Annotated in this window: 24 protein-coding genes and 1 pseudogene; 7 read left to right on the top strand and 18 right to left on the bottom strand. The window is 62.9% G+C overall.

Annotated features, from left to right (window positions below; translation table 11 throughout):
- Positions 1-8 precede the first annotated feature (8 nt).
- The 4 genes from CBM2586_RS13910 to CBM2586_RS13925 are packed head-to-tail and all read right to left on the bottom strand — an operon-like array spanning position 9 to position 1,841.
- Complete coding sequence (locus CBM2586_RS13910; RefSeq protein WP_240987927.1) at positions 9-608, bottom strand: Tox-REase-5 domain-containing protein; 600 nt, start codon at positions 606-608, stop codon at positions 9-11.
- The gene (locus tag CBM2586_RS13915; RefSeq protein ID WP_115688074.1) at positions 608-955 is read right to left on the bottom strand and encodes a hypothetical protein; all 348 of its coding nucleotides are present in this window, start codon (positions 953-955) and stop codon (positions 608-610) included. The genes CBM2586_RS13910 and CBM2586_RS13915 overlap by 1 nt, the downstream gene beginning before the upstream one ends.
- Complete coding sequence (locus tag CBM2586_RS13920) at positions 939-1,442, bottom strand: DUF4123 domain-containing protein (protein WP_115688076.1); 504 nt, start codon at positions 1,440-1,442, stop codon at positions 939-941. Before CBM2586_RS13920 ends, CBM2586_RS13915 begins: the two co-directional genes overlap by 17 nt.
- A gap of 6 nt (positions 1,443-1,448) precedes the next feature.
- A complete protein-coding gene (locus CBM2586_RS13925; protein WP_115688078.1) occupies positions 1,449-1,841 on the bottom strand; it encodes a PAAR domain-containing protein in 393 nt (130 codons plus the stop codon).
- Between the two features lie 492 nt (positions 1,842-2,333).
- Here CBM2586_RS13925 and CBM2586_RS13930 point away from each other — a divergent pair, with 492 nt between their 5' ends.
- Entirely contained in the window at positions 2,334-3,929 is a 1,596-nt protein-coding gene (locus CBM2586_RS13930; protein ID WP_240987928.1) for an ATP-binding cassette domain-containing protein, read from the top strand.
- 109 nt (positions 3,930-4,038) lie between these two features.
- Here the strand turns inward: CBM2586_RS13930 and CBM2586_RS13935 are convergent, their stop codons facing one another.
- Positions 4,039-4,569, bottom strand: coding sequence for a DUF6496 domain-containing protein (locus tag CBM2586_RS13935; protein WP_115688764.1), 531 nt, complete (start codon positions 4,567-4,569; stop codon positions 4,039-4,041).
- Between the two features lie 208 nt (positions 4,570-4,777).
- Positions 4,778-5,488, bottom strand: coding sequence for an Imm52 family immunity protein (locus CBM2586_RS13940; RefSeq protein ID WP_115688080.1), 711 nt, complete (start codon positions 5,486-5,488; stop codon positions 4,778-4,780).
- A gap of 535 nt (positions 5,489-6,023) precedes the next feature.
- Here CBM2586_RS13940 and CBM2586_RS32655 point away from each other — a divergent pair.
- The 3 genes from CBM2586_RS32655 to CBM2586_RS13955 are packed head-to-tail and all read left to right on the top strand — an operon-like array spanning position 6,024 to position 7,346.
- A complete protein-coding gene (locus CBM2586_RS32655) occupies positions 6,024-6,533 on the top strand; it encodes a hypothetical protein (RefSeq protein WP_368667208.1) in 510 nt (169 codons plus the stop codon).
- Entirely contained in the window at positions 6,431-6,895 is a 465-nt protein-coding gene (locus tag CBM2586_RS32660; protein ID WP_172587076.1) for a M35 family metallo-endopeptidase, read from the top strand. The genes CBM2586_RS32655 and CBM2586_RS32660 overlap by 103 nt, the downstream gene beginning before the upstream one ends.
- A complete protein-coding gene (locus tag CBM2586_RS13955) occupies positions 6,855-7,346 on the top strand; it encodes an OmpA family protein (RefSeq protein ID WP_115688086.1) in 492 nt (163 codons plus the stop codon). The genes CBM2586_RS32660 and CBM2586_RS13955 overlap by 41 nt, the downstream gene beginning before the upstream one ends.
- A gap of 120 nt (positions 7,347-7,466) precedes the next feature.
- On the opposite strand, the gene CBM2586_RS13960 is transcribed toward CBM2586_RS13955, so the two are convergent.
- Positions 7,467-8,444, bottom strand: coding sequence for a LysR family transcriptional regulator (locus tag CBM2586_RS13960; RefSeq protein WP_115688088.1), 978 nt, complete (start codon positions 8,442-8,444; stop codon positions 7,467-7,469).
- 104 nt (positions 8,445-8,548) lie between these two features.
- Here CBM2586_RS13960 and CBM2586_RS13965 point away from each other — a divergent pair, with 104 nt between their 5' ends.
- Together CBM2586_RS13965 and CBM2586_RS13970 are read left to right on the top strand one after the other, a co-directional pair.
- Entirely contained in the window at positions 8,549-9,862 is a 1,314-nt protein-coding gene (locus CBM2586_RS13965; protein ID WP_115688090.1) for a D-serine ammonia-lyase, read from the top strand.
- 309 nt (positions 9,863-10,171) lie between these two features.
- Complete coding sequence (locus tag CBM2586_RS13970) at positions 10,172-10,387, top strand: SymE family type I addiction module toxin (RefSeq protein ID WP_115688092.1); 216 nt, start codon at positions 10,172-10,174, stop codon at positions 10,385-10,387.
- A 731-nt stretch (positions 10,388-11,118) separates the two neighbouring features.
- Here CBM2586_RS13970 and CBM2586_RS13975 read toward each other — a convergent pair.
- The 6 genes and pseudogenes from CBM2586_RS13975 to CBM2586_RS14000 all read right to left on the bottom strand — a co-directional run bounded on the left by CBM2586_RS13975 (position 11,119) and on the right by CBM2586_RS14000 (position 18,307).
- Positions 11,119-12,773, bottom strand: a pseudogene (locus CBM2586_RS13975) (acyl-CoA synthetase).
- A gap of 28 nt (positions 12,774-12,801) precedes the next feature.
- The gene (locus CBM2586_RS13980) at positions 12,802-13,944 is read right to left on the bottom strand and encodes an acyl-CoA dehydrogenase family protein (protein ID WP_115664327.1); all 1,143 of its coding nucleotides are present in this window, start codon (positions 13,942-13,944) and stop codon (positions 12,802-12,804) included.
- Between the two features lie 11 nt (positions 13,945-13,955).
- Positions 13,956-15,086, bottom strand: coding sequence for an iron-containing alcohol dehydrogenase (locus CBM2586_RS13985; protein ID WP_115664328.1), 1,131 nt, complete (start codon positions 15,084-15,086; stop codon positions 13,956-13,958).
- A gap of 26 nt (positions 15,087-15,112) precedes the next feature.
- Complete coding sequence (locus CBM2586_RS13990; protein WP_115688096.1) at positions 15,113-16,681, bottom strand: acyl CoA:acetate/3-ketoacid CoA transferase; 1,569 nt, start codon at positions 16,679-16,681, stop codon at positions 15,113-15,115.
- Between the two features lie 37 nt (positions 16,682-16,718).
- Positions 16,719-17,159 (bottom strand): MaoC family dehydratase, encoded by a 441-nt coding sequence (locus CBM2586_RS13995; RefSeq protein WP_022538176.1) that lies wholly within the window; start codon positions 17,157-17,159, stop codon positions 16,719-16,721.
- Between the two features lie 26 nt (positions 17,160-17,185).
- Positions 17,186-18,307 (bottom strand): glycoside hydrolase family 88 protein, encoded by a 1,122-nt coding sequence (locus CBM2586_RS14000; protein WP_115688098.1) that lies wholly within the window; start codon positions 18,305-18,307, stop codon positions 17,186-17,188.
- A gap of 161 nt (positions 18,308-18,468) precedes the next feature.
- Between CBM2586_RS14000 and CBM2586_RS14005 the strand changes: the two genes are divergently transcribed.
- Positions 18,469-19,347: a LysR family transcriptional regulator gene (locus CBM2586_RS14005; RefSeq protein WP_115664331.1), complete on the top strand. Its 879-nt coding sequence runs from the start codon at positions 18,469-18,471 to the stop codon at positions 19,345-19,347.
- Positions 19,348-19,407: 60 nt separating this feature from the next.
- Here the strand turns inward: CBM2586_RS14005 and CBM2586_RS14010 are convergent, their stop codons facing one another.
- The 5 genes from CBM2586_RS14010 to CBM2586_RS14030 are packed head-to-tail and all read right to left on the bottom strand — an operon-like array spanning position 19,408 to position 23,571.
- Entirely contained in the window at positions 19,408-19,641 is a 234-nt protein-coding gene (locus tag CBM2586_RS14010; protein ID WP_115664332.1) for a hypothetical protein, read from the bottom strand.
- Complete coding sequence (locus CBM2586_RS14015; protein WP_115664334.1) at positions 19,638-20,858, bottom strand: ABC transporter substrate-binding protein; 1,221 nt, start codon at positions 20,856-20,858, stop codon at positions 19,638-19,640. Before CBM2586_RS14015 ends, CBM2586_RS14010 begins: the two co-directional genes overlap by 4 nt.
- 56 nt (positions 20,859-20,914) lie before the next feature.
- Positions 20,915-21,943: a branched-chain amino acid ABC transporter permease gene (locus tag CBM2586_RS14020; RefSeq protein WP_115664336.1), complete on the bottom strand. Its 1,029-nt coding sequence runs from the start codon at positions 21,941-21,943 to the stop codon at positions 20,915-20,917.
- Between the two features lie 14 nt (positions 21,944-21,957).
- Complete coding sequence (locus tag CBM2586_RS14025; RefSeq protein ID WP_115664338.1) at positions 21,958-22,845, bottom strand: branched-chain amino acid ABC transporter permease; 888 nt, start codon at positions 22,843-22,845, stop codon at positions 21,958-21,960.
- Positions 22,846-22,866: 21 nt separating this feature from the next.
- Positions 22,867-23,571: an ABC transporter ATP-binding protein gene (locus CBM2586_RS14030; RefSeq protein WP_029043246.1), complete on the bottom strand. Its 705-nt coding sequence runs from the start codon at positions 23,569-23,571 to the stop codon at positions 22,867-22,869.
- Position 23,572: the final 1 nt, after the last annotated feature.

The following is a 23,572-nucleotide window of genomic DNA, read 5'->3' on the forward strand; positions in this document are numbered from 1 at the left end:
GATCGGTATCAGGGGTGGTAAACAACTTCAATGGTCGGCGCTGCACTGCTTAACACCCTTTGCATGTATTGAAAGGACATCCACTCCATGAAATGCCATCGAAGGCGTGTGGGCGGCATCGGCTGTGCAGCTGCCAACTGCCGCATCGCCGATTCAGCCATATCGAAGAAGATCTTTTCCTGAAAGAAGTATCGGAATTCACCTCTTTCGTTAAAGAACTGGTCGTAGGTTGATTTCGCCTCCTTCAGCAAACACTGCCCCGATTCGAACCCATCAAACTTGACGCCCTTATGGGTCCATTCGAACAGATAGCCTGGCGGCGCCTCCGGCATTGCACCAATGCGCCGCTGGTACGAAATCGCCTGGCTGCTCCAACCCGCCGTCGGTTGCAGTGACAGACCGCCGCTGTCAGGCGGACATTCTTCGCACCTGTCCTTTTCCTTTGCCGGCGACTCAGTACGCGCGATCGGAGTGGTTTTCGAGTTCTCAGCCTCCTCCCTCCGTTGACGCGCTGCTTCCGCCGCCGCACCGGCCGCCGCTGCGGCCCCGAGCCACTGAAGCACTCTTAAAGCCATTAGCCGAATCGCAGGGATTGCGAGCGTCGCCATCAACCGTTCTCCTTGAGGACGAGCTTCATCACCGCTGACAGGTCATCCAGTCTTTGTTCGGGCGTTGCACCCGGCTTCAAGAGATATGCGCGGACCTGACGATCCGTTGCCAGCTGAGGCGCATCGGCGCAGAGATAGAGGAACTTCACGATGTGCTGCGTTGACAGGAGACCCAACTCCGCCGCCAGGCTATAACCGGCTTGCATTCGGCCAGAGACCTCCTCTCTGCCTGGCCTTTGCAGCAACACCGGGCGATGGGCGAGAAACTGCTCACACACCGCGCCGACAAAGTTCTGCACCTCTGTGTGCCGCAGCGCCTGCCATTGCGCTTCACTCAGCGTCAGCATGCTGCCTCCCTATCCAGACTCTGACGCCCTGGTCCAGAAAATGCCATTCATGGATATGGCCGAAGAATTCCGCCCGTTGGTCACCAGCCATCAATTGAAAGAGAGCCGCCAGCACACGCGAGTCCCAAAACCGCACGAGGGCAGTTCTTCCATCGGGCAGCTTGATATCGAGCCGCAGCTGCAGCAGCTGTGCCAGCCCGGTCAGATCGGCCTCGGCGAAGAGCCAGGTAACGGCCGGCGCCGTCATCTCAAGGGAGATCAAGTCCTGCAGCACTGCTTCGGTCACCTGCGCCGCATCAACCAACCAAGGCCCGGCGTGTTCCAGCGCGGCATCCGCTGTACCGGAAAACAAGGCAATCACCGCGCCGGGCACATGTTCAAGCTGTTGCTCCCGATGCTGCTGATACTGCGCGCCATCCACCAGGGCATACAGATTCAGCGTCTGCAAGTGCGCACGGCGTTGGTTGTAACGATCGAGGACATCCATCACCAGCTACCCTCGGACGACTACTACCGCACCTGCGGTAGCCGCCTTTATCAGACAGTCCAGGCAAAGGCCAGACTCCGTAACAGCGGCAATCCCTGCCGGTTCAAAGTCGGTTGCCTTTGGCATCTCTATGTCGCTAGCCAACGTGGTGTCCTGGCTGGCTAGCAACCTGGCACCGCAGGCGGTACGGTCCATATGCCTGGCGTACGGAACGCCATTGGGCGCAGTGATAATGCCGTTGCCCGCAAGGATCGGAAAAGTGCCCTTGCACCTGGGACAGATGGTCATGTCCCCCGCACGCGCCATGGCGCGATTGCCGATGATGCTGGTGACATCGCCGGTAATGACCGTGCCCCCGTGCGTTGTCCGGTCGCCCACGCGAATGAGTCCGGAGATCACCTTACCCCTCCACCTTCGTTATCTTCGAAAGAGCCGTCTGACATGCCGGTGCATGTGTGCCCAAGGTAGTTGGCGCAATGGGGTCGTGGCAACAGAGTAAATCCGCAAGGATATGCGTCGGCTTCTGCAAAGGTGATGGAAACCGCTGCATCCGGGCAGCGGTGGTGGCCGCGCTTGTGATCGGGCACCAGCCTGCCCTTGTTGAAGTCCGACAAAGCGAAAATCACCAGACCATTCTTCTGCAATCTTCCGAATACTCCGACGCCATTTGCCTAACGGCGCACCTAACCTGTAAGGCGATGGTCTCGATCAACGTGGCATGACCAATCTGGTCCGCCGACTCCGTATGACTTTGATGCCAGAGGGTGATGGCGATTCTTTTGGATTTGTCTACGGACTGGACCTTCGCCTATCGCATCACCGTCAGAAAGTATCCAGCCTTGCCATTCCACTTCTGTGCAGCAACGCCTTTTTGTAGCGCTGTGCGCGGCATTGTCGACGCTGGTCCCCTACCTCTTGCGGGAGGCAACCAACGCTCTGTCTGTAGACGCCGCGCATGGCGCCATAGGCTATCCGCTGCTTCTTGCAGCCGCGTACGGCCTGGCGTGGACTACCGCGCGCGCATTCGATTGGCTGAAGTTCATGCTGTCCGCGGTCGTTCTCGCAAGATGTGACGCCGCATTCCATCACGCCATCCTTGCCACGCTCATCAGGGTTGACTACCCGCGCCTGACTGCGAAAGATCCGGGCAAGCTGGTTTCGGTCATCGCGCGAAGTCGCGCAGCGTTCAGGGCCATCACGTTTGCAGTGTTCTGGGCAATCGCCCCGACTGTTCTGCAATTGGTACTGTCCAGCCTCCTGCTGTGGAAACTGACCGGCGGTGCATTCGCACTGGGCTTTGCCATATCCATGTCCCTTCTCTTTGCCGCGACCTGGTTCCTGGCGGACAAAAGCAAGAGTGCACACGAAGAGATCTTCAGCGGTGCCGACATGCTGTCGAGCCATCTTGTTGAGAAGCTCGGCTTCATTCTCGACATCAAACTCAACAACGCATACACGAGAGAGGACGCCGCATTGCACCGCACGCTTGCGGTTTATATCGGCAAAGTGACCCGTGGAAACACCCGGCTCGCGCTTCTGCTTGTGGCGCAGGCTATCTGCACCGGCCTCTTGCTCACGCTCTTCACGGTGACGACCGCATACGGCGTCATCCATTCAACCTTCCGGGCAGGCGATTTCGTCATGATCGCCAGCTCCATCGTGACACTGGCAATCCCCTTCACCAACCTCGCGGGATCCCTGTCTGATTTGCGTCGCAACCATCTTGCGCTACGCGAGAGTTTCGGGCTGCTGGAGCTGCCAATCGAGCGCAGCGAATCCAGCGTGCGCATTGACCGCACGGCGAACGAAGTGATTCGCATCGAGCACGCAGTTGTGAAACAAGGCGAGAGCCAGATTCTGCAAGACGTGAACATCACTGTCAGCCAAGGGGAGCTTGTCGCGCTCGTCGGGCCATCAGGGGCAGGAAAATCAAGCCTGGCTCACTTGATGCTCGGGCTATCCCGCCCCGCGGCTGGCACCGTTTTCCTTTTGGGTGCGGACGTCAGCAAGCTGGCTGTCAGCGATATCGCCCGCGCAGTCGCGGTAGCACCTCAAGCGCCGATGATCCTCACGGGATCACTCAGGGAAAACCTGATCTACGGCTGTGACAGCCCGCCGTCAGACCATGCACTGCGCGAACTCGTAGCCTTGCTCGAATTGCAGGGGATTGCCGCGGACGGGCACTGCGATATCCTGGATCGCCCGCTTGGCATTCAAGGTCGGGCGCTGTCAGGAGGTGAGCGCCAGCGCGTTGCGCTGGGCCGGGCGCTCGCACGCCGCCCAGCGGTCATCATTCTGGATGAACCCACCTCGGCAATCGATCCAGATCGCGAAGCGCGAATCTTCGCACGCGTCCGGCAACAGGTACCAACGGTGATCGTGGTTACGCATCGCGATGCGCTGGTTCGGATGGCAGATCGCGTTTATCGCGTTGCGAACGGCACCGTCCAGGCGGATTCTCCAAGCATCGCCAATGCCGCGGGGTGACCCGGCAGAGATCACCAGCTTCCCGCCGAGGGTGTCGATGCCCACCGCACGCCGGTGCCCCCGCGGGACGGAGCAACGCGCCCGTCGCTCCGCGCTCGAAACACCTGCCTTAACGAGGCTTCTGGTTTGCCCGCTTGTTGGCTGCACGCGTACGCGCCGCCTTTTGGGCAGCTTCGGAACGGCCAGCCGCACCCTTTGTCCTCGCCGCTTTCTCGGCGGCAGCAGAGCGATCAGCCGCAGTACGCTTGCTAGCCGCGCGCTTTGCCTGCGCTGACAGTGCCTGATGCGAGGCCCCGGCCGTGCTCTCTCGCTTGAGCGCGTTGATAGCGGCACTGCGACGCTTCGCCGTACTTTCGGAGCTAGGCCGCCTTGGCGTCTTTTCGCCGGCACTCTTGGCAGCAGGCTTGGCCGCGCTCTTGGCCGCCGCGGATTTGGTACTCGCCTTCGGCGGCAGTTCAACGCCAGCGCGGCGCGCTTCCGACAAACCGATGGCGATGGCCTGCTTTGCCGATCGCACGCCGTGCTTGCCATGGCGGACGGCTTCGATCTCATCGCGAACAAAATGACTGGCCTGGGTACTCGGCGACTTCCCCGCCCGCTTGTCCGCCTTTGCCTGCGCGATGCTGGATGCTTTTGGCATGATGGTCTCCATGGTGTTGGCGACGTTGTTTAACCGACGCATATGCCATGCCAGGCTTTCAATGTGGTGGAAACCGTCACTCAAAAGGGAAACCGCCGTTGCGGCAGACGGCGAAAGCTGCACGCTGTGCGTTGAATCTACAAGGATGGCTGTTGCATGCTGCCCCGCTATCCAGACTCCCATGCCCGTAGCAGGTGAATGGCGATGGCTAGAGGTCAGCGTACCGGGGGAGAAGGTCTTGGTCGACAAGTCGCACCTCAATACTGTTCGCCACCCTTACGTGATCAGGAATCAGGTCCGAAAACACTTGATCGACGACACTGATGATGATCGTCCCGATTTGACACTGCTCTCTTATGACAGGAACGAGAGCACCCGCTTCCGGTACCTCACCTTGTGTGGCGGAGCGCGGCAGATAGATCATGTTGCCGACGCCAGGGCGATCGCGAAACACCTTCTTGGTCATATACGACTGAGCGTGCGCAGTAATTAGCAAGGGCGACCAAATGACGGCGGCTTGTTCCACAACGTAGACGAACTGCGGGGTGGTAATTGCCGGGTCGACTCTCGCCCTAAGATTGACAGTCCACGGGCGAAGTCCGCCGATCAAATACTTCAGCCCAGCGGCCTGGGCACCGTCTTGCCCATTCCAGAGGCCGACGTCACATGCCGTGGCCTTTCCGCTATTCATCGTCCGGAGGACCGCGAGCGCCGCTGGCTTGATTCCAGCATCTCCAAAGGCCTCATACCGCAATGCTTCATCCTTGCTGTCGCCGCCCAGGTACCACTTTCTGAACGACGGCCCCAAGGTCTGGATCACGCGGATGAACCTGCCCAGTTGATCCAACTGATCCTGGAGAGACGGGGAGACGGGTGGGCGAATGAGAACAGCAATTTCGGGGAGCAGTGTGCTCGTCATGGTTCAAAGACCGTTTCCAAGCCTGGATAGTGGACCGAGAATAGCGAAGCAAAGTGGGAGTAGCTCTTGGGCTCCATGAAGTACCAACTTAGCCTACAGGTGGCCGTGGCAGCGCGACCGCGTACTGTGTACCCGCTTGTCGGATCAGGCCGTTCTCCCCGCCCGGATTGCTTGCCCACCACTCCTTCGGCAATCCGTACTCGTCAAGAAACTACGTGGGCCCAAGAATCGCCGCATGTCATTCTGACTCGCCTGATGCAAGCAACTGTCAGGAGAATAGCTTTGAGACGATGAATCTTGAGTTCAATCAAGTTTTCTCTCATCTTAGATTTGTCTGCACCCTGGGTTCCTTATCCCACGCTATAGAACAATCGTTCTGTACTCTGAGGGGATATTGTGAGCGCACACCCAGCCAGAAACTTATGCGGCAAGGGAATTGTGTGCGGAGGGACAGTCAATGCCTGACGTTCGATCCGCTCTCCTTGACGGCGACGCAACAACCACTGGCGGCCATCTGGTCAGTACTGAGCCGTTTATGACACACCTTGGCAAGAGAGTTGCCGTGCACGGCACCTTTGCCACTTGTCCCAGGTGCAAGGAAGGAGGACCGGCGCTCAATAACTGTGAGCCCGCCTTTACGATCATGGGGAAGACGGTGCTGGTTGAAGGTGCCCGTGTCTACTGCAAATGCGCTTCCAAACCCTATGTCATCGCATCGCAGAAGACATTCACCATCGAAGTGGGTTCGATCGAGCAAACAAGTGCGAACGACCTGTCCGGTGAGCACATGCTGCCAGAGTCTCGACAGAAGCTCGTGGACACATCGACGGATTCCCTCGGGGACGATGCGGACCGCATCTGTCCGAATATGAGCAATGCCGAGTTCCAAGCTCATATCATGCGCCTAAAGCCCTTAGCTCGGTTGCGGCAAGGCAAGTCGAATTGCAGAGATGGCATACCACCGATCAGCAATGGTTCAGACAGTGGTTCGGGACCACCGAGGCCACGGCGCGTAATGAGATTGCTACGGGCCTGCAGCGGATGAATGCCGTGCTGACCGGCCTGACGCCCGCCAACTTCATCCGCTACTCGCCGGAAAAAATGCGACATGTTGGCTGCGTATCTCGCGAGCATAACGTCGGTATGGTCGCGGAGGTATGCGCCCCGGATACCGCGACGCATACCATCGCCATACGTTTGGACTTCTACACACTACGGTCGCGCCACCGAAGCTTCGATTCTCAGCTGCTAACCCTGGTGCACGAGGTATCCCACTTTGCTGACGTATTCGGATCTCTTGACCATTGGTACTCTACGCATAAGGCAAAGGCTCGAGCCAGAATCCAAGACCCAAGGACTATAGAAAATGCCGACAACATCGCGGGTTACATTGTCTGTTCTGAGTAAGGCGCTCGTAGCGCTATGGATCTTGTATGCGGCCATTGGGAACGTTCATGCCTGTAGGCCTGGTCGTTCGCTGGACTTATCGTTTCTCAACGAGTCGGCCGATCTGACCGCTGGGGAAGCGCTGCGACTAGCGAGTTGGATCGCGGATTTGAAAGCGAGCTTTCCGAACTATGAAGCCTTCTTCATCGCCGGCCATGTTGACAGTTCGGAGAAGGGCGGGAAGCGCTTGGCAGAGCAGCGCTCTGCTACAGTCAGTCGATTTTTGGTGGGCAGTGGTTTCAGCGCTGACCGCGTCCATTTGGCAACGGCGGGGACCAGCTTCAGCCGCCCGATCGAGGGTCTGGCTAGCCGCTCGACATCCATTGATTTCATCCCTGCTTGCCCGAATCAATGCTGCACTTTGCCGACTCACAAGGCGGAGGAGCTAGGAGAGCCGATGCCGGGTGGTTAAGGCTACCGCTTTTCTACCACCCCTGTTACGGACCCTGCCACGACAGCTTACGACTGCGGGAGCGTGCCGTGGGATCGCTCTGCAGTAGAGGGAACAACTGCGCGGCACGGCGGCTGCGGATCAATCAGCTATCGATTCCCCCTCCCCGACCTTTCGTGGCATTCCGCCAGGGGAAAGCAACTCCAGCCGCGCAATATCGAAGCGCTCACACTCCGCCTTCAACCACGAAGAGAAAATGGTCACGCGCCGATCCTCAGGATCACGAGAAAGCAGCATGTAGCGCGCCGGCGCGCGAACATGCTTGCCGAAGACATCCACCAGCCGCCCGCTCCTGAGCTCGTCGTAGACCAACGCCGTACGTCCCATCGCCACCCCCTGGTGGTTCAATGCCGCGCTGATGGCAAGGCTCGACAGATTGAATTGCGGCCCCGCCAGATGCGCCATCCATGCCGGATGAAACGCCTCAAGCCATGTGCGCCATTCCACGAACTCGGCTGCGCCGACCCATGGCGATGCGTCATGCAGCAACTCGACGCCGTCGAGCGACACCCCGTCGGATAGTCCAGGATGCTGCGCCAGATACTCGGGGGTGGCTACCGGAATCAGGTACTCGTCCAGCAAGACGTCCGCGTGCAGCTGGCTGTAGCGGACCGGGTCGTAACGCACTGCCACGTCAATGTCTTCCGCTTCCATCGATTGCCTGTCCAGGGCCTGGAACTCGGCTTTCAGGCGCACGGACACATCCGGCTGCTCGCGGTGAAACTCGGTCAGGCGCGGCATCAGCCATTGCAGCGCAAACGACGGCAGGCAATTGACCTGCAACGGCGCGTTTGGCAAGCCGAGCCGCTGGATGGTCTGTTGGATGTCATGCAGTGCGCGCGTCGTGGTCTCGAACAGCGCCTCGCCCTTTGGCGTCAGTTTCAGGCCCCGCGGCTGGCGCACGAAGAGCATGTAGCCGAGCCGGTCTTCCAGCTGGCGAATCTGCTGGCTCACCGCGCTTTGGGTGAGGCTCAGGGATTCGGCAGCCTTGGTGAAGCTCAGCAGGCGTCCCGCGGCTTCGAAACAGCGCAGCGCGCCGAGTACAGAGGAGTCGAGCATTGGGATTAGCCAAGCTAATGCATGCGTTAGAAACGATCGCTATTCTTGCACGACTGCGGCGCCTAGGATCCTCTCCCATAACGCATTCCTTGGAGAAGGACTTGATGAGCACCCTGCCGATGCCCGCAGAGCTATTAGCGCGACTTCAATCGAGACAGCCGCTGCTTTGGCTGAATCCGAGGCTGGGGCAACCCTTGCCGGCTTCCGCGCCGTCGACAGAACTTATCGAGGCAGCCGAGGCACGTCTTGCGCGCTGCGCACCGCTCATGGCCACGCTGTTTGCCGAACTGGTGCCGAGCCATGGGCAAGTGGAATCGCAACTGATGCCTGCCACCGCGCTCCAGCACGCGCTCATTGGCTCCGATGGCGCCGAGGGCGCGTGGTTCATCAAGCGAGACGACGAGCTGCCGATTGCCGGTTCCATCAAGGCGCGCGGCGGCTTTCATGAAGTCCTGGCGATTGCCGAGTCCATCGCGATTGAGCATGGCATTCTCGACCCGAATGGTGATCGCCGCGTGCTCGCGACGGCGGAAGCGCGCGCGCTGTTCTCGCAATACTCGATGACGGTCGGCAGCACCGGCAACCTCGGCTTGAGCATCGGCGTAATGGCGGCTGCGCTCGGATTCGATGCGGTGGTGCATATGTCCGCCGACGCCAAAGCGTGGAAGAAGGACCGTCTGCGCAAGCGCGGCGTGCGCGTCGTTGAACATGAGGGCGACTACGCAGAAGCTGTTGCAGCAGGCCGGGAGCAGGCGTTGGCGGCGCCGCGCTGCCATTTCGTTGATGACGAACGCTCCGCCCTGCTCTTCTTTGGATACGCCGCCGCAGCCCGTCACCTGGCACGCCAGTTGGCCGAGGCCGGCCGCGTCGTGGATGCCGCGCATCCGCTCTTCGTCTACCTCCCCTGCGGTGTCGGCGGCGCGCCCGGTGGCATCACTTTCGGACTCAAGGCTCTGTTCGGCGAACATGTGCACTGCTTCTTTGCCGAGCCCGTGGCCTCGCCGTGCGTGCTGGTGCAGTTGGCCTCAGGTGCGGACACGCCCGTATCCGTCTACGACATCGGCCTCGATAACCGGACCGATGCCGATGGCCTCGCCGTCGGACAGGCATCCCATCTGGTCAGCCCGTTGATGGCCTGCCAGCTCGCCGGCGTGTTCACCGTCCCCGACGATCAACTCTACGTTCAGTTGCTCGCGCTCAAGACGTCGATGGGCGTGGAAGTCGAACCTTCAGCGGCGGCCGGCATAGGTGGCCCAGGCTGGTTGGGCGGCTCAGCCGAAGGCCAGGCGTATGTACGCGATCACGGGCTCGACATGCGCGATGCAACGCATGTGATCTGGGCCACCGGTGGTTCGCTGGTTCCGAGTGATGAGCTTCGCAGGTTCCAGGCTTACGCGGAGACGCTGGCAGGCCGTTAGTCTGGCGCGATGAAATAGATCGGTCCCTTTCGTCTGGTCGCCTTTCGTCTATGGGACGTGCACTCATTGGTAGTCGCTAGCGGAAGTGTTGTTGCTTAGCCTAATCAATGGTGCTGAACACACCGCTTACAGCGACTCAGCCACGCTCGACAGTCCGTGGTTCTTTGCGTCCATAGCTCTCGCTATGGCCGGGTAACGCGCAGTCATACAAGACCCGCAAGGGGAAAACTGCGGGCCGTCTGTGAGCGGTGTTCAAGTGCCTGGCCGCCCTATGAACAGGGCGAAGTAACAATCTCACAGGAGTTGGCTATGGCGAAAGGATCTGCTGGTGCGCAGGTACGCACCATCAAGGCTGGGCGCACTTTTTACCCGGTTGCTGCAGGCAGCAATAATAGATTTTCTGAGCTACGGGCAATCCCTTGGATTCGATTGCGTGGTATTTGGCTGGAGAGAGCTGGTTTCAGCGTTGGACAGCTACTGAAAGTTCAGGTAGGCCACAAAAAGGTCGTGATTTCCGTAGAGTGAGGCACGCGGCGAGGTTGGTGGGAATCAACGGAACGGCTCCTACCGACCCTTCTGCGCCGTTCGAATCTTCCTCAACACGATGACGGCTATCCGAGTCCAACGGTCATCCGCCCTAATGCTGCTTCGGTAGACGGTCGCCATTTCAGTCATTCGGCAATCAGCGCGCCAACGGCAGAAAAGGCCAAGCAGCTATCACCGGTTGCCATGCCTACGGCCGCCTACCACCGCGGATTCAGCCGACCACTATCCGAAATTACCCTGTACTCATACTTGTCCGGCGCCATCACCCGGCCACTGCCTCCATTTCCGCCCTGCGCCCCTCCGTAAGGCCGTCCAATACATGACCCGAAGTTCCGAAGACAACTCCGCCTCTTCGATCCTGCATCCAGGTGGGAAGCCGCTCAAGTCAATGCCAAGTTCCACCGCCGCAGCTAGACAGATCACCATGCGCCTCGGGCACGCTGAACGCATCTCCGCGCGATAGAGGAAGAGCAGCGCGGCCTGGTAGCCGATACCGTGACGCCTGGACAGGTGCCGAGCCTGCCGTGCTGTAGTACCGCGCCAGTCACGCATCTCGCGCAAGATGTCGCCAAGGCGGTCGATCAACCGGTCTTCGCTCCCAATGCGATGCCGGACACGAGTCTTCTGCTCCGCCACGACCGGGCGCTCTCGGATATCCCGAATGTGGAGAGCAGGCTCGGCCGGCCACCGAAACACATTCACGGGGGAACTCACGCCTGTACGTGGCCGGGCCAGGGAGCGCCGGAGCTTGCTCGTTGCCTGAGGAGGAACTTCTGGATCTTGCCGGTCGACGTCCTGGGAAGGTGGCCGATGACTACTTTCTTCGGCGCCTTGAAGTGCGCCAAATGGGCGCGGCAATGTTCGATCAGTTCGCGCTCGCCGACCCTGGCGCCATCGACGACTTCGACAAAGGCGCATGGCGTCTCCCCCCAACGCTCGTCCGGCTGGGCGACGACGGCTGCCACGCGCACCGCAGGGTGCCGGTAGAGCACCTCTTCAACCTCCAGTGAGTTGATATTCTCTCCGCCCGAAATGATGACGTCCTTGGAACGGTCCCGGATCTGTACATAGCCATCCGGGCAGACGACTGCGAGGTCACCCGAGTGGAACCAGCCGCCGGCAAAAGCTTCCGCCGTGGCCTCGGGGTTCTTCAGGTAGCCCTTCATCGTCATGTTGCCGCGGAACATGACTTCGCCGATGGTCTTCCCGTCCCACGGCACCGGCACAAGGGTTTCGGGATGCAGCACGGCCATGCCTTCCTGTGCGGTGTAGCGGACGCCTTGCCGTCCTTTTCGTTCCGCCAGCGCACCGATGCCGAGTTCCTCCCATTCGGGCTGCTCCACGCAAACCGCCGCGGGGCCGTAGACCTCAGTCAGCCCGTAGATCTGGGTGATCCTGATCCCCATGCGCATCAGGCCTTCGATCACCGGGATCGGCGGGGGGCGCCGCCGATGAGTCCGTGGACCGGATGGTCGATGCCCGCCTTCCACGCTTCGGGTGCGTGGGCAAGCATCGCATGCACGATCGGCGCCCCGCAGTAGTGCGTGACCTGGCACTCGCGAATCGCATCGAGCACGGCGGCGGCCTCCACCCGCCGCAGGCAGACGCTGGTACCGGCGTTGGCAGCCAGCGTCCAGGCGAAGCACCAGCCATTGCAGTGGAACAGCGGCAGCGTCCACAGGAAAACGGGGTGCCGGGGCATGCCCCAGTCGAGCATGTTCGACAGCGCAGCCAGATAGGCGCCGCGATGGTGGTAGACCACGCCCTTTGGGTTGCCTGTGGTGCCGGAGGTATAGTTGAGGGCGATGGCCTGCCATTCGTCGACGGGCTCGCCGCCCTCCCAGTGCGGATCGCCCCCGGCCAGGAAGCCCTCGTATTCGATCTCCGCCAGCCTGCGGCCCGCTTCGACGGCGGGATCGACGATGTCGATCACCAGCGGCTTGTTGTCGAGCAGCGCCAGTGCGGCTTCGACTACGTCAGCGTACTCCGTGTCGGTGACCAGCACCTTTGCATCCGCGTGCCTGAGCATGAAGGCGATGGCGGCCGCGTCCAAGCGCACGTTCAACGTGTTCAGCATGGCGCCGCTCATGGGCACGCCGAAATGCATCTCCAGCATCTCCGGCGTGTTGGCGGCCATCACGGCCACCGTATCGCCAGTCATGACGCCGGCAGCCACCAGCGCCGACGCGAGGCGGCGGCTGCGTTCCAGCATTGCCCGCCAGCTCGTGCGGCGCTCGCCGTAGACGATGGCTGTACGCTCAGGGTAGACCTCGGCCGTCCTGCGCAGGAAGGAGATCGGCGTCAGGGGCAAGAAGTTGACCGGGCTGCGCTCCAGCCCATCCGCGCTGTGTTCGACGTGTTCCATGGATTGCCTCACTGGCTGCAGCCTTGCGTCAGTGCATTACGTCGCGGGAGATGATCATCCGCTGGATCTCGGAGGTCCCCTCAACGATCTCGAGCACCTTGGCATCCCCGAACGCGCGCGATACCGCGTACTCCGTCATGATCCCGTTGCCGCCGTGGATCTGCACGGCCTGATGGGCCGCCTCCATGGCCTTCTCGGTTGCGAAGAGCTTTGCCATCGAGGCCTGCCGATCGTAGGGCCGGCCCTCGTCCTTGGCCACCGCGGCGTCGTAGAGCATCAGGCGGGCAGCGTGCGCGTGGGTCGCCATGTCGGCCAGCTTGAACTGCAGCGACTGGAACTGGTTGAGCGTCTTGCCAAACGCTGTGCGCTCGCTCATGTAGCGGATGGAGCGTTCCAGCGAGCCCTCCAGGATGCCCAGGCCCAGCGTTCCGATCAGGATGCGGCCGGTGCTCACCTGTGACAGGGTCTGTCTAAGGCCGGCCCCGAGCTCGCCGAGCAGGTGCTCGGCAGGAATGGTGCAGTCCTCGAAGAACAGCTCGAATGTGGTCGATCCGCGCCAGCCGATCTTGTGAAGCTTCTTGCCATGGCTGAAGCCGGGCGTACCGTTCGGCACGATGAAGTTCGAAATCTCCTTGCGGCCGTCGGGCCGGGTTCCAGTCACCGCCGCAATGACGATCGGGCCGGTGATCTCGGAACCCGAGTTGCTGATGAAGGTCTTGGCGCCATTGACGACCCAGCAGCCATCCTTCAGCACGGCGCGGGTCTGGATATTCGCAGCGTCGGAACCGGCGTTCGGCTCTGTCAGGCCGATGCAGCCGACCTGCGTGCCCGTCAGGATCGGCCGCAGGAACCGCGCCTTCTGACCGTCGGTGCCGTAGTTGTTGAGCAGGCTGGCCGCTGTCGAATTGGCCATGATGGCTACCGCCACGGCGCAGTCGACGCGGGCGATCTCTTCCAGCGCAATGGCGAAGCCAAGCCAGTCGCCACCGCTGCCTCCCCAGGCTTCGGGGTAGGGCAGCCCGATATAGCCCAGTTCGCCGGCCCGGCGCCAGATCTCGTAGGGAAAACTCTCCTCTTCCCACAACCGGTGGGCGACCGGTGCGATCTCTTCCTCGGCGAAGCGGCGCACCGCCTCGCGGATCATCTCGTGGTGTTCTGCGATGTATGACATCGTCTTTCTCCTCAATATGATTCCTGCAGCATCGCCAAGTAGTCGTCGACCGTGGCAGTGCGGGGATTGGTGGCGTGGCAGTGGTCCTTTGTGGCGGCGACCGCGATGTCCTCCAACACGTCACGCGGCACGCCCATGACGCCGAGACCAGCCGGCAAGCCGAGACGGGCGTTGAGTTCGCTGATGGCCTGAGCCGGGTTCCCGCCGGCGGGCAGGCCCATGGCCTGTACCAGTGCGGCCTGCTTGGCTTGGGTCGCCGGCTTGTTGAAGCGCAGCACGGCCGGCAGCAGCACGGCGTTCAGCGTGCCGTGGTGCAACGAGACGCCGGGCACCGCGCCCAGCGGGTGCGACAGGGCATGCACCGCACCCAGCCCCTTCTGGAAGGCCAGCGCGCCTTCCATGGCGGCCATCATCATGTTCCAGCGCGCGTCGCGGTCGCAGCCGTCCGCGGTGGCCTTGCCAATATTGGCTAGGCCGCGGCGCAGGCCGTCCAGGGCGATCGCTTCGGCGGGCGGGTTGATGGCCGGCGACAGGAAGGTCTCGATGCAGTGGGCGATGGCGTCCATGCCGGTCGCGGCGGTCAGGGCCGGCGGCAGGCCCAGCGTCAGTTCCGGGTCGCAGATGGCGAGCTTCGGCAGCAGGAACGGACTAAGGAGGCCGAGCTTGCGGCCGGACTCCATGACGATGACCGCGCCCCGGCCCACTTCGCTGCCGGTACCCGCAGTTGTCGGGATGGCCACCAGCGGGGCGGCCCGGCTAGTGATCCGGCTCGCACCGCCTTCCACCGCCGCGTAGGTCTGCAGCGGTGCCGGGTGGGTCGCCAGCAGCGCGGTGGCCTTGCCCAGGTCGATGGGCGACCCGCCGCCCACGGCCACGATGCCGTCGCAGCCGTTGCCGAGGTAAAGGCCGGTCGCCGCGGACACGGCGGCTTCCGTCGGGTTGGGTGGGGTGTCCTCGAAGACGGTGGGAGAGCAATCCGGGCCCAGGGCGTCGAGCACCTTGTCGGCGATACCGGCGGCGCGGATGCCGCGATCGGTGACGATCAGCGGTCGCTGGATGCCCAGGCGCTGCAGCTCGGCCCCCAGCATCCGGATGGCGCCGAAGTCGATGTGGACGGTAGTCAGGTAGTTGATGACAGCCATGTTTTCCTCGTAGATATGTCGATGCGTCAGGCGCGGAACAGCGTCGGGTCCATGCGCGGAAGCGGCTCCGCCACGCGCACCGGCGGGAAGGCCATCAGGTCCAGTACCTGCGACCTGACGTCGATGCCGGGCGCAACCTCCTCCAGCACCAGTCCGTCTGGCGCCACCGAGAAGACTGCGCGCTCGGTGATGACCTTGGCCTCCTGACCGCGCTCGGCCACGTTGCGCCCCAGTGGATAGGTGATCTCGTCCACGCGCTCGACGAACTTGCGCACGCTCCCCTCGCGCCCGACCGACAGGAAGCCGTCGGTGGTGTCGGCGGCGAGGCCGCCGGTGGTGAAGGTGCCGGTGAACAGCAGCTTGCGCGCGTTGTAGGCGATGTCGATGAAGCCGCCCGGCCCCGGATTGGCCGCGCCGAAGCGGCTGACGTTGATGTTCCCGGCCCGGTCGAACTGGGCAAAGGCCAGCGCCGCCATCGGGCAGTTGCCGCCGTCGATGAAGTCGAACTGCGACGGGCCGTCGATCAAGGCCTCCGGATACTTGTTGGCGGAGAATTGCCAGCCGCTCATCACGACGCCGCCGAAGGGGCCGTGCTCGGTGGTAAAGCTGTAGCGATGCAGGCCGCCGTCGGCGAACAGGCCGTCTTCCATCATCACCGTGGGCACATCGGACGAAGCGCCGAAGCCGAAGATGCTGACTTCGCCGGGCCTGATTTCCCGGGCCGCCCGCCGGGCGATCACCTTGTCGGCGCCGGGCGTCAGGCGGTCCGAGGCGCGGCCGTCGAAAAGCTGGCCGCCGAGATAGGCATCGTCGTACCGGATGTCGGTGGTCATCATGGCGTCGGGTTCCACCACGACGCGATCCACCAGCACGCCGGGAATCCGCACCGCGTGCGCCGGCCGGGCGTGGCGCGGCACCAGCTTGCGCACCTGTGCGATCACGGTGCCGCCTGACGCCTTCACCGCCAGCGCCATGGCCAGTGCGCACGACGTGATCGGCTCATCCTCGAAGCTCAGGTTGCCGTCCTCGTCGGCACTTGTGGCGCGCAGGAACCCCACGTCGAGCGGCCAACTCGGATAGAACAGGTATTCCTTGCCGTCCAGCTCCTGCACCCGCACCAGGTCGTCGGTGGCGCGCGCCGTATACTTGCCGCCCTGCTGGCGCGGGTCGATGTAGGAGCCGAGGCCGATGCGGGTCAGGTAGCCTGGGCTGCGCCGGGCGACTTCGCGCAGCCAGTGCATGGTGGCGCCGATCGGCCAGCAGTAGGCTTCCACCCGATTCTCGCGGATCAGGCGCATGAACTCCGGGCGCTTGCCGGTGGCCGGATTCACCGCATTGGTAAAGTTGCCCGACACGATCCGCTTCATCAGCCCTTCGACGGCCACGTGATCCATGCCGCGGATGCCAATGCCGTCGCCGACACTGACCGGGAAGAAGAACGTCAGGTCACGAGGCGACCCAGTCTCGTGGAAGCGTTGCGCCAGCGCCTGGAACAACGCGTCCGGCGTCAGCCAGCCGATCACGCCGACGCTGCCCACGCTCTGACCGGGCCGGATATCCGAAACGGCCTGCGCCGCAGTGCAGATCTTGCTCATGCGATCTCTCACCTTCCTCGTCGCTCGCAGCCCGGGCTCAGGCCTGGAAATGGATGATGTGGGTGCCGACGCAGACCGTCTCGCCCCGCTGGTTGAGTAGCGTCGCCTCGGCCCACAGGCGCTTCTTCTCGTCGTCGGCGCGGGCAATGCGGTAGTTCACGGTAAGGGTGTCGCCGATGCGCACGGGCTTGGTGAAGCGCACGTTGTCGTAGCCGTAGGAGACCGCCGGGCGCTGGATCATGTCGAGATACTTGGTCACGGCGCCGGCGATGAAACCGACCATCATGGCGCCCTGCGCGATGCGGCCGCCGAAGCCCATGCGCTTGCAGTATTCGTCGTCCATGTGGTTGGGGTGGTTGTCACCGCTGATGCCGGCGAATGCATAGATGTCGTACTCGCCGAGGGTGCGGGTGTAACTGGTGTGCGTGCCAATAAGGGTGGATACGTTGCCTTCGTGCGGGATCTTGATGTCAGACACTTGGTTTCTCCGGGAGTGGGTTGGGTTCAGACCTGGGTGGCGTCAATCCTGCCCGCGAGGATGAGCAGGGATTCGAAGAGAAAGTAGTCGCCCCAGACCAGCTCGTTATCCATGGCGACGCCATTGCGCTTGTTAAAGCAGCCGCCGGTGAGGATGCCAGCCTGCCGTTCATCGCCTGGGCTGACCGGGGTCAGGAAGCGGGTCACGAGTTGCTCGATGCTATCGATGGCGGCCTGGCGGTAGACCGCCGCGCGCTCCGGGATGAGCGCGGCCAGTTTGAGCAGGCTGGCAGCGGCGATGGCGGTGGCCGAGGTGTCACGGTTAGTGTGCGGGATGGCGGGATCGTCGAAATCCCAGAAGGCCACGCGGTCGGCGGGCAGGTGCGCGACCCACCAATCTGCCACGCGGATCGCGTCGGATTTGAACGCCTGCTCGCCGCACGACAGCACCTGTGCGAGGCCGAGCATGCCCCACGCCTGGGCGCGGGCCCAGGTGCTGCTGTCATGGATGCCCTTGTGTGTGTAGCGCTTCACGAGCGAGCCATCGGTAGCGTTGAATGTGGCGGACTGGCAGACCGAGCCATCCTCCCGCACGCACAGGGCAATGTGCTGGCGCAGGTGCTGGCGGCCGATCTCGCCCGTGCCGAGCGCGGCGTCGTGCCGCAGCAGCAGCGCCACGGTGCCCGGAATCGCATCGATGTTGGCCTCGCTCGTCCCCACGCTGGAGGCCTCCTCGGCCTCGGAGCCGAGCGGGATCAGGCGGGCCGCTTCGCTGTACATCTCCGCCAGGCCACGCGTGCCGTCGAGGGCGAGCCCTGCGGCCTGCGGATCGGCCAGCAGCGAGCCTCCGAGTTGCGCGCCGTACCAGAAGAGGAATCCTTTGAACACCGACTTCGACGCCACCCGCGGTGCCAGCCGCGCGGACCACATGCGGGCGCTGTCGCGGTACTTCTGCTCGCCAGTGCGCAAGGCAGCCAGCCACAGCATCCCGACCCAGAAGCCTCCGGTCCAGTCGCCGGCCGGGGAGCGTGTCCAGGTGCCGTCGGCCGGATTGCCATAGTGCGGAAAGCCCGCCTCGTCCTGCGCGATCGTCGCATCGATGCGTTGCAGGATGCGATCGAGCGCATCATCGATCAGTCTGGAATCCATATCTTTGTCTCCATGCATACATTGGCTTATCCGGTCTTCGCTGCCAGCCTTGCGGACCGCGGGGTGGAGCGCGGAGCGGGGTATGCATGGAATCGTAGGGATTGCGCAAACTAGCGTCCAATATATAATTAATCGCTCTTTTATACTTACAGGATATAGCGATGGACCTTCGCCACCTCCGGTACTTCATCGCCGTCGCCGAGGAACTCAACTTCACGCGGGCGGCCGAGCGCCTGCACATCGCCCAGCCGCCGCTGAGCCTGCAGATCCGCCAACTCGAGGAGGAGATGGATGTGACACTGCTGAACCGCTCGCGTCGGCACGTGGAGCTGACCGAGGCGGGTCGCATTTTCCTGGAGCAGGCGCGGCAGATTCTGCGCGCTACTGAGAGTGCGGTCATCCAGACGCAGCGCGCGCATCGCGGTGAGACTGGCCGGCTGACGGTCGGCTTCTTCGAGCACACGTCCTATACGCTGCTGCCGCCCATCCTGCGCGCCTACCGGGAGCGTTTTCCCTCCGTGGAAATCCTGCTGCGCTGGTTTCCGGTCGTCGAACAGGCAGAAGCGCTGCGGCGGGGTGACGCGGATATCTCCTTCATGCGGCCCGTGCCCGACCTCGAGGACGTGACGTGGGAAACCATCCTCGAAGAGCCGTTCGTGCTGGCTGTGCCTGCAAGGCACCCATTCGCGAACGCGGAGTCAATCTCGCTGAAGGATTGCGCGCAGGAGCCCTTCATCATGTACATGCCTGAGGCGGCGCCGGACTTCCACGCCATGAACATGCGCATGTGCGCGTCGGCGGGTTTCGTGCCGAAGGTCGTGTCTGAAGTGGGGCAGGTCTACACGCTGGTCGGGTTGGTCAGCTCCGGTGCGGGCATTGGCTTCGTGCCGGCATCGGTCCGGCAGATGAAGTTCGACCACGTCGTCTACAAGCCGATCAAAGGCCGGCAACCAACAGTCGAGATCATGCTCGGCTATAGCCAGCGCACCCCAACGCCGCTGATGACGGCTTTCATCGAGACGGCGAAAAGCATGCTGTGAAGGTTCCCCCGGGCCTCGCCCGCTGTAACGTTGGCGAGGGCCGGAGAATGGCGCGGACGTTCAGGCGCGCCGGGCTGCCGGCAATAGGCGGCAGCCGTACGTGGCGGTCGAACGCCAGCGAGTTGCCGTCGGCCAGGGCGGCCCGCAACAGGCGTGAGAGGAAGTTCTGATAACAGGGCGGTCTCGGCCATTGCGCTCGGTGAGGGTGTCGCCCAGCCCTTCGATGCCGAGGTCGATGGCCTCCAGGAAGCTGGCGCTCGCCTCGGGCGTCGTCTCGCGACAGGTGATCTTCATGACGTCTTCTTCCCAACCAGCGGGCAGCTACCTTCTTCCATCGGCCGGAACGCCTCGTTGGCGGGAATGGAGGCGATGAGCTTGTAGAAGTCGCCCGCATACTTCGATTCCGACGGCTTCTTCACCTCGAACAGATAAAGCTGGTGGATCTTCCGGCCGTCTTCGCGAATGCTGCCCTTGCCGAACAGCTTGTCGTCGGTGGGCATCGCCTTCATCTTCGCCACCACGGCGCCGCCGTCGCCATCCGCCTTCATCGCCGTTACTGCCTTCAGGTAGTGGATCACAGCCGAGTACGTACCCGCCTGCGCCATGGTCGGGAACTTGCCGTTGTTGGCAGCGGCGAATTCCTTGCCAAACTTGCGGTTCTCGTCGGTCATATCCCAATACCAGGTCTCGCTCAGCAACAGGCCCTGTGCAGCCTTGAGGCCGAGCGCCTGGACGTCGCTGCTGAAGACGAGCAGGCCTGCCAGCTTCTGACCGCCGGCGGTCACGCCGAACTCGGCGGCCTGCTTGACCGCGCCGATGGTGTCGCCCCCGGCGTTGGCCAGGCCCACTACCTGTGCCTTCGAGGCCTGAGCCTGAAGCAGGTAGGAGGAGAAATCGTTGCCCGGGAAAGGATGCCGGACCTTGCCGAGGACCTTGCCACCGTTCTTGACGACAACGGCCTCGGTGTCGCGTTCGAGCGAGTGGCCGAAGGCGTAGTCAGCAGTCACGAAGAACCAACTCTTGCCCCCCGACTTGACAACCGCCTTGCCAGTCCCATTCGCCAGTGCCCACGTGTCATAGGCCCAGTGGATCGCATTGGGCGTGCAGGCCTTGCCGGTGAGGTCGGAGGTGCCGCCGCCGGTGACAATCATCACCTTGTTCTTTTCCTTGGCCACCTGGTTGACCGCCAGGACGACCGACGAGGTCGGCACGTCGACGATAGCGTCTACCTTGTCCACGTCGAACCAGCGGCGGGCGATGCTCGCCCCGACGTCCGGCTTGTTCTGGTGGTCGGCGGCCACGATCTCCACCTTCAGGCCATGCTTCTCGGGCGCGAAGTCCTGGACCGCCTTCTTCGCGGCCCAGACCGAACCGGGACCAGCCAGCCCGGCATAAACGCCGGTCTGATCGTTGAGCACGCCGATCCGGACCACGCCGTCCGTGATCTCGGCCTGCGCCGTCGAGGCCGTCAGCAGCGCGGCGAGCGAAAGCAGCTTGATGCGATTGTTCATCATGTGTCTCCTCTACTGTGGGGATATATATGGGGTGTTCCGTTCAGCGCTAGATTTCATGCCTTTCCTTCCACGCGCCGGCCATGCACGCCTGCTCCGGCGGGCGTTTCGTCATGACTTGGTGCCGGCACGGCAGCGTGGCACGGTGCGGGCCGGCCGCGGCGGTTGCCCACGATGTTCTGGCACAACGCGATCAACTCGCCGACGATGCCGCGGCGGAACGCCAGCACGCACACGACGAAGATGCTCCCCATGATCACGGTGATCATGGAACCGACCTTGTCGGCCAAGGCGTTCTGGATGGCGACCACGATGCCCGCGCCCACTACCGGGCCGAAGGCCGTGCCAAGGCCGCCCAACAGCGTCATCAGCACGACTTCGCCGGAGGTGTGCCAGTGCGCGTCGGTCAGCGTGGCAAACTGGAAGACCAGGGTCTTGGTGGCCCCGGCAAGGCCGGCCAGGCCCGCCGAGAGGACGAAGGCCAGCAGCTTGTAGCGCGCGACGTCGTAGCCCAGTGAGGTGGTGCGCGCCTCGTTCTCGCGGATCGCCTTCAGGATTTGGCCGAAAGGCGAATGGATGATGCGGTGGATCAGCCAGAAGGTGAACAGGAAGATCGCCAGCACGAAGTAGTACATGCGCAGGTCCGACGCCAGGTCGATCAGGCCGAACAGCCTGCCTCGCGGAATGGCCTGCATGCCGTCCTCGCCGCCGGTGAACGGCGCCTGCAGGAACAGGAAGTAGAACATCTGTGCCAACGCAAGCGTGATCATCGCGAAGTAGATGCCCTGCCGGCGAATAGCGAGCGCCCCGACGACAAAGCCCGCGGCAGCCGAGACGGCCGTGCCGAGCAGCAGGCCGAGTTCCGGGGTCAGCCCCCAGGTCTTCATGCCGTAGCCCGATATATAGGCCGCCGTGCCGAGGAACGCCGCATGGCCGAACGAGAGCAGGCCGGTATAGCCGAGCAGCAGGTTGAAGGCGCAGGCGAACAAGGCGAAGCACAGCACTTTCATCAGCATCACCGGATAAAGCACGGCAGGGGCGGCCAGCGCGCCCAGCAGCAGGACACCGTAGCCAAGATTTCTCATTTTCATACTCGACCTCACTTTTCCTTGCCAAACAGGCCTGCCGGCCGAACCATCAGCACGATGACCATGATCACGAAGACCGCCGTGGCCGACGCCTCCGGATAAAACACCTTGGTCAGTCCTTCGACCACGCCCAGTCCCAGTCCGGCGACGATCGCGCCAAGGATGGAACCCATGCCGCCGATCACCACCACCGCGAACACGACGATGATCAGGTTCGACCCCATCAGCGGACTTAGTTGCCCCGTCGGTGCTGCCAGCACGCCGGCCAGCCCGGCCAGACCCACGCCGAAGGCATAGGTCATCATCACCATCACCGGCACGTTGATGCCGAAGGCTTGGGTAATGCTTGGGTTCTCGGTGGCGGCGCGCAGGTAGGCGCCGAGGCGGGTCTTCTCGATCGTGAACCAGGTCAGCAGGCACACTGTGAGCGAGCCACCGATGACCCACGCGCGGTATTTCGGCAGGATCATGAAGCCGAGGTTGAAGGCGCCGGCCACCTCGTCGGGAATCGAATAGGGCTGTCCCGAGACGCCGAACTGGAAGCGGAACAGGCCTTCGATAATGAGCGCCAGCCCGAAGGTGAGCAGCAGCCCGTACAGGTGGTCGAGCTTGTACAGCCACCGCAGCAGGCCGCGCTCGATGGCGATACCCGCTAGCCCGACCAGCGCCGGCGCCGCCAGCAGCGACCACCAGTAGCTGATGCCGAGATACTCCAGGCCCGCCCAGGCGACGAATGCGCCCACCATAAACAGCGCGCCGTGGGCAAAGTTGATGATGTTGAGCATGCCGAAGATCACGGCAAGCCCGAGGCTGAGAATCGCGTAGAACGAGCCGTTCACCAGCCCGAGCACGAGTTGCCCCAACAGCCCCTGTAGCGGGACTCCCAGAATCGTTGTCATGTTGTCTCCTCCGCAGCGGTCTCAGACACCCAGTAGTTCCTGGAGCAGGTGCTGCTTCTCGTGAATCTCGTGCTGGTGGATCTCCGCGGCGATTTGGCCGTGCTCCACCACGTACATGCGGTCGGCCAGCGGCGCGGCGAACCGGAAGTTCTGCTCCACCAGCACGATCGTGTAGCCTTTCGCCTTGAGGTCGCGGATGACCTGGGCGAGCTTCTGCACGATCACCGGCGCCAGTCCCTCGGAGATTTCGTCCAGCAGCAGCAGCCGCGCCCCGGTGCGCAGGATGCGCGCCATCGCCAGCATCTGTTGCTCGCCGCCCGAGAGCCGCGTGCCCTGGCTATGCCGCCGCTCGTGGAGGTTGGGAAACATCGCGTAGATCTCGTCGAGGCTCATCCCGCCGCCACCCACCTGCGGCGGCAGCAAGAGGTTCTCCTCGCACGAGAGGCTGGAATAAATCGCCCGCTCTTCCGGGCAAAAGCCGACGCCGAGACGCGCGATGCGATGGGCCGGCATGCCGATTGCCTCGCGGCCGTCGATCATGACCGAGCCGGCGCGCCGCCCCGTCAGGCCCATGATCGCGCGCAGGGTGGTGGTACGGCCTGCCCCGTTGCGGCCGAGCAGGGTCACGCACTCTCCCTCGTTCACCAGCAAGTCGATGCCGTGCAGGATGTGCGATTCGCCGTAGAAGGCATGGAGGTCGGTGACCCGCAGGTATTCCGTCGCCATG

Origin of the sequence: Cupriavidus taiwanensis (assembly GCF_900250115.1) — a bacterium.
GTDB classification, from domain to species: Bacteria; Pseudomonadota; Gammaproteobacteria; order Burkholderiales; family Burkholderiaceae; genus Cupriavidus; species Cupriavidus taiwanensis_B.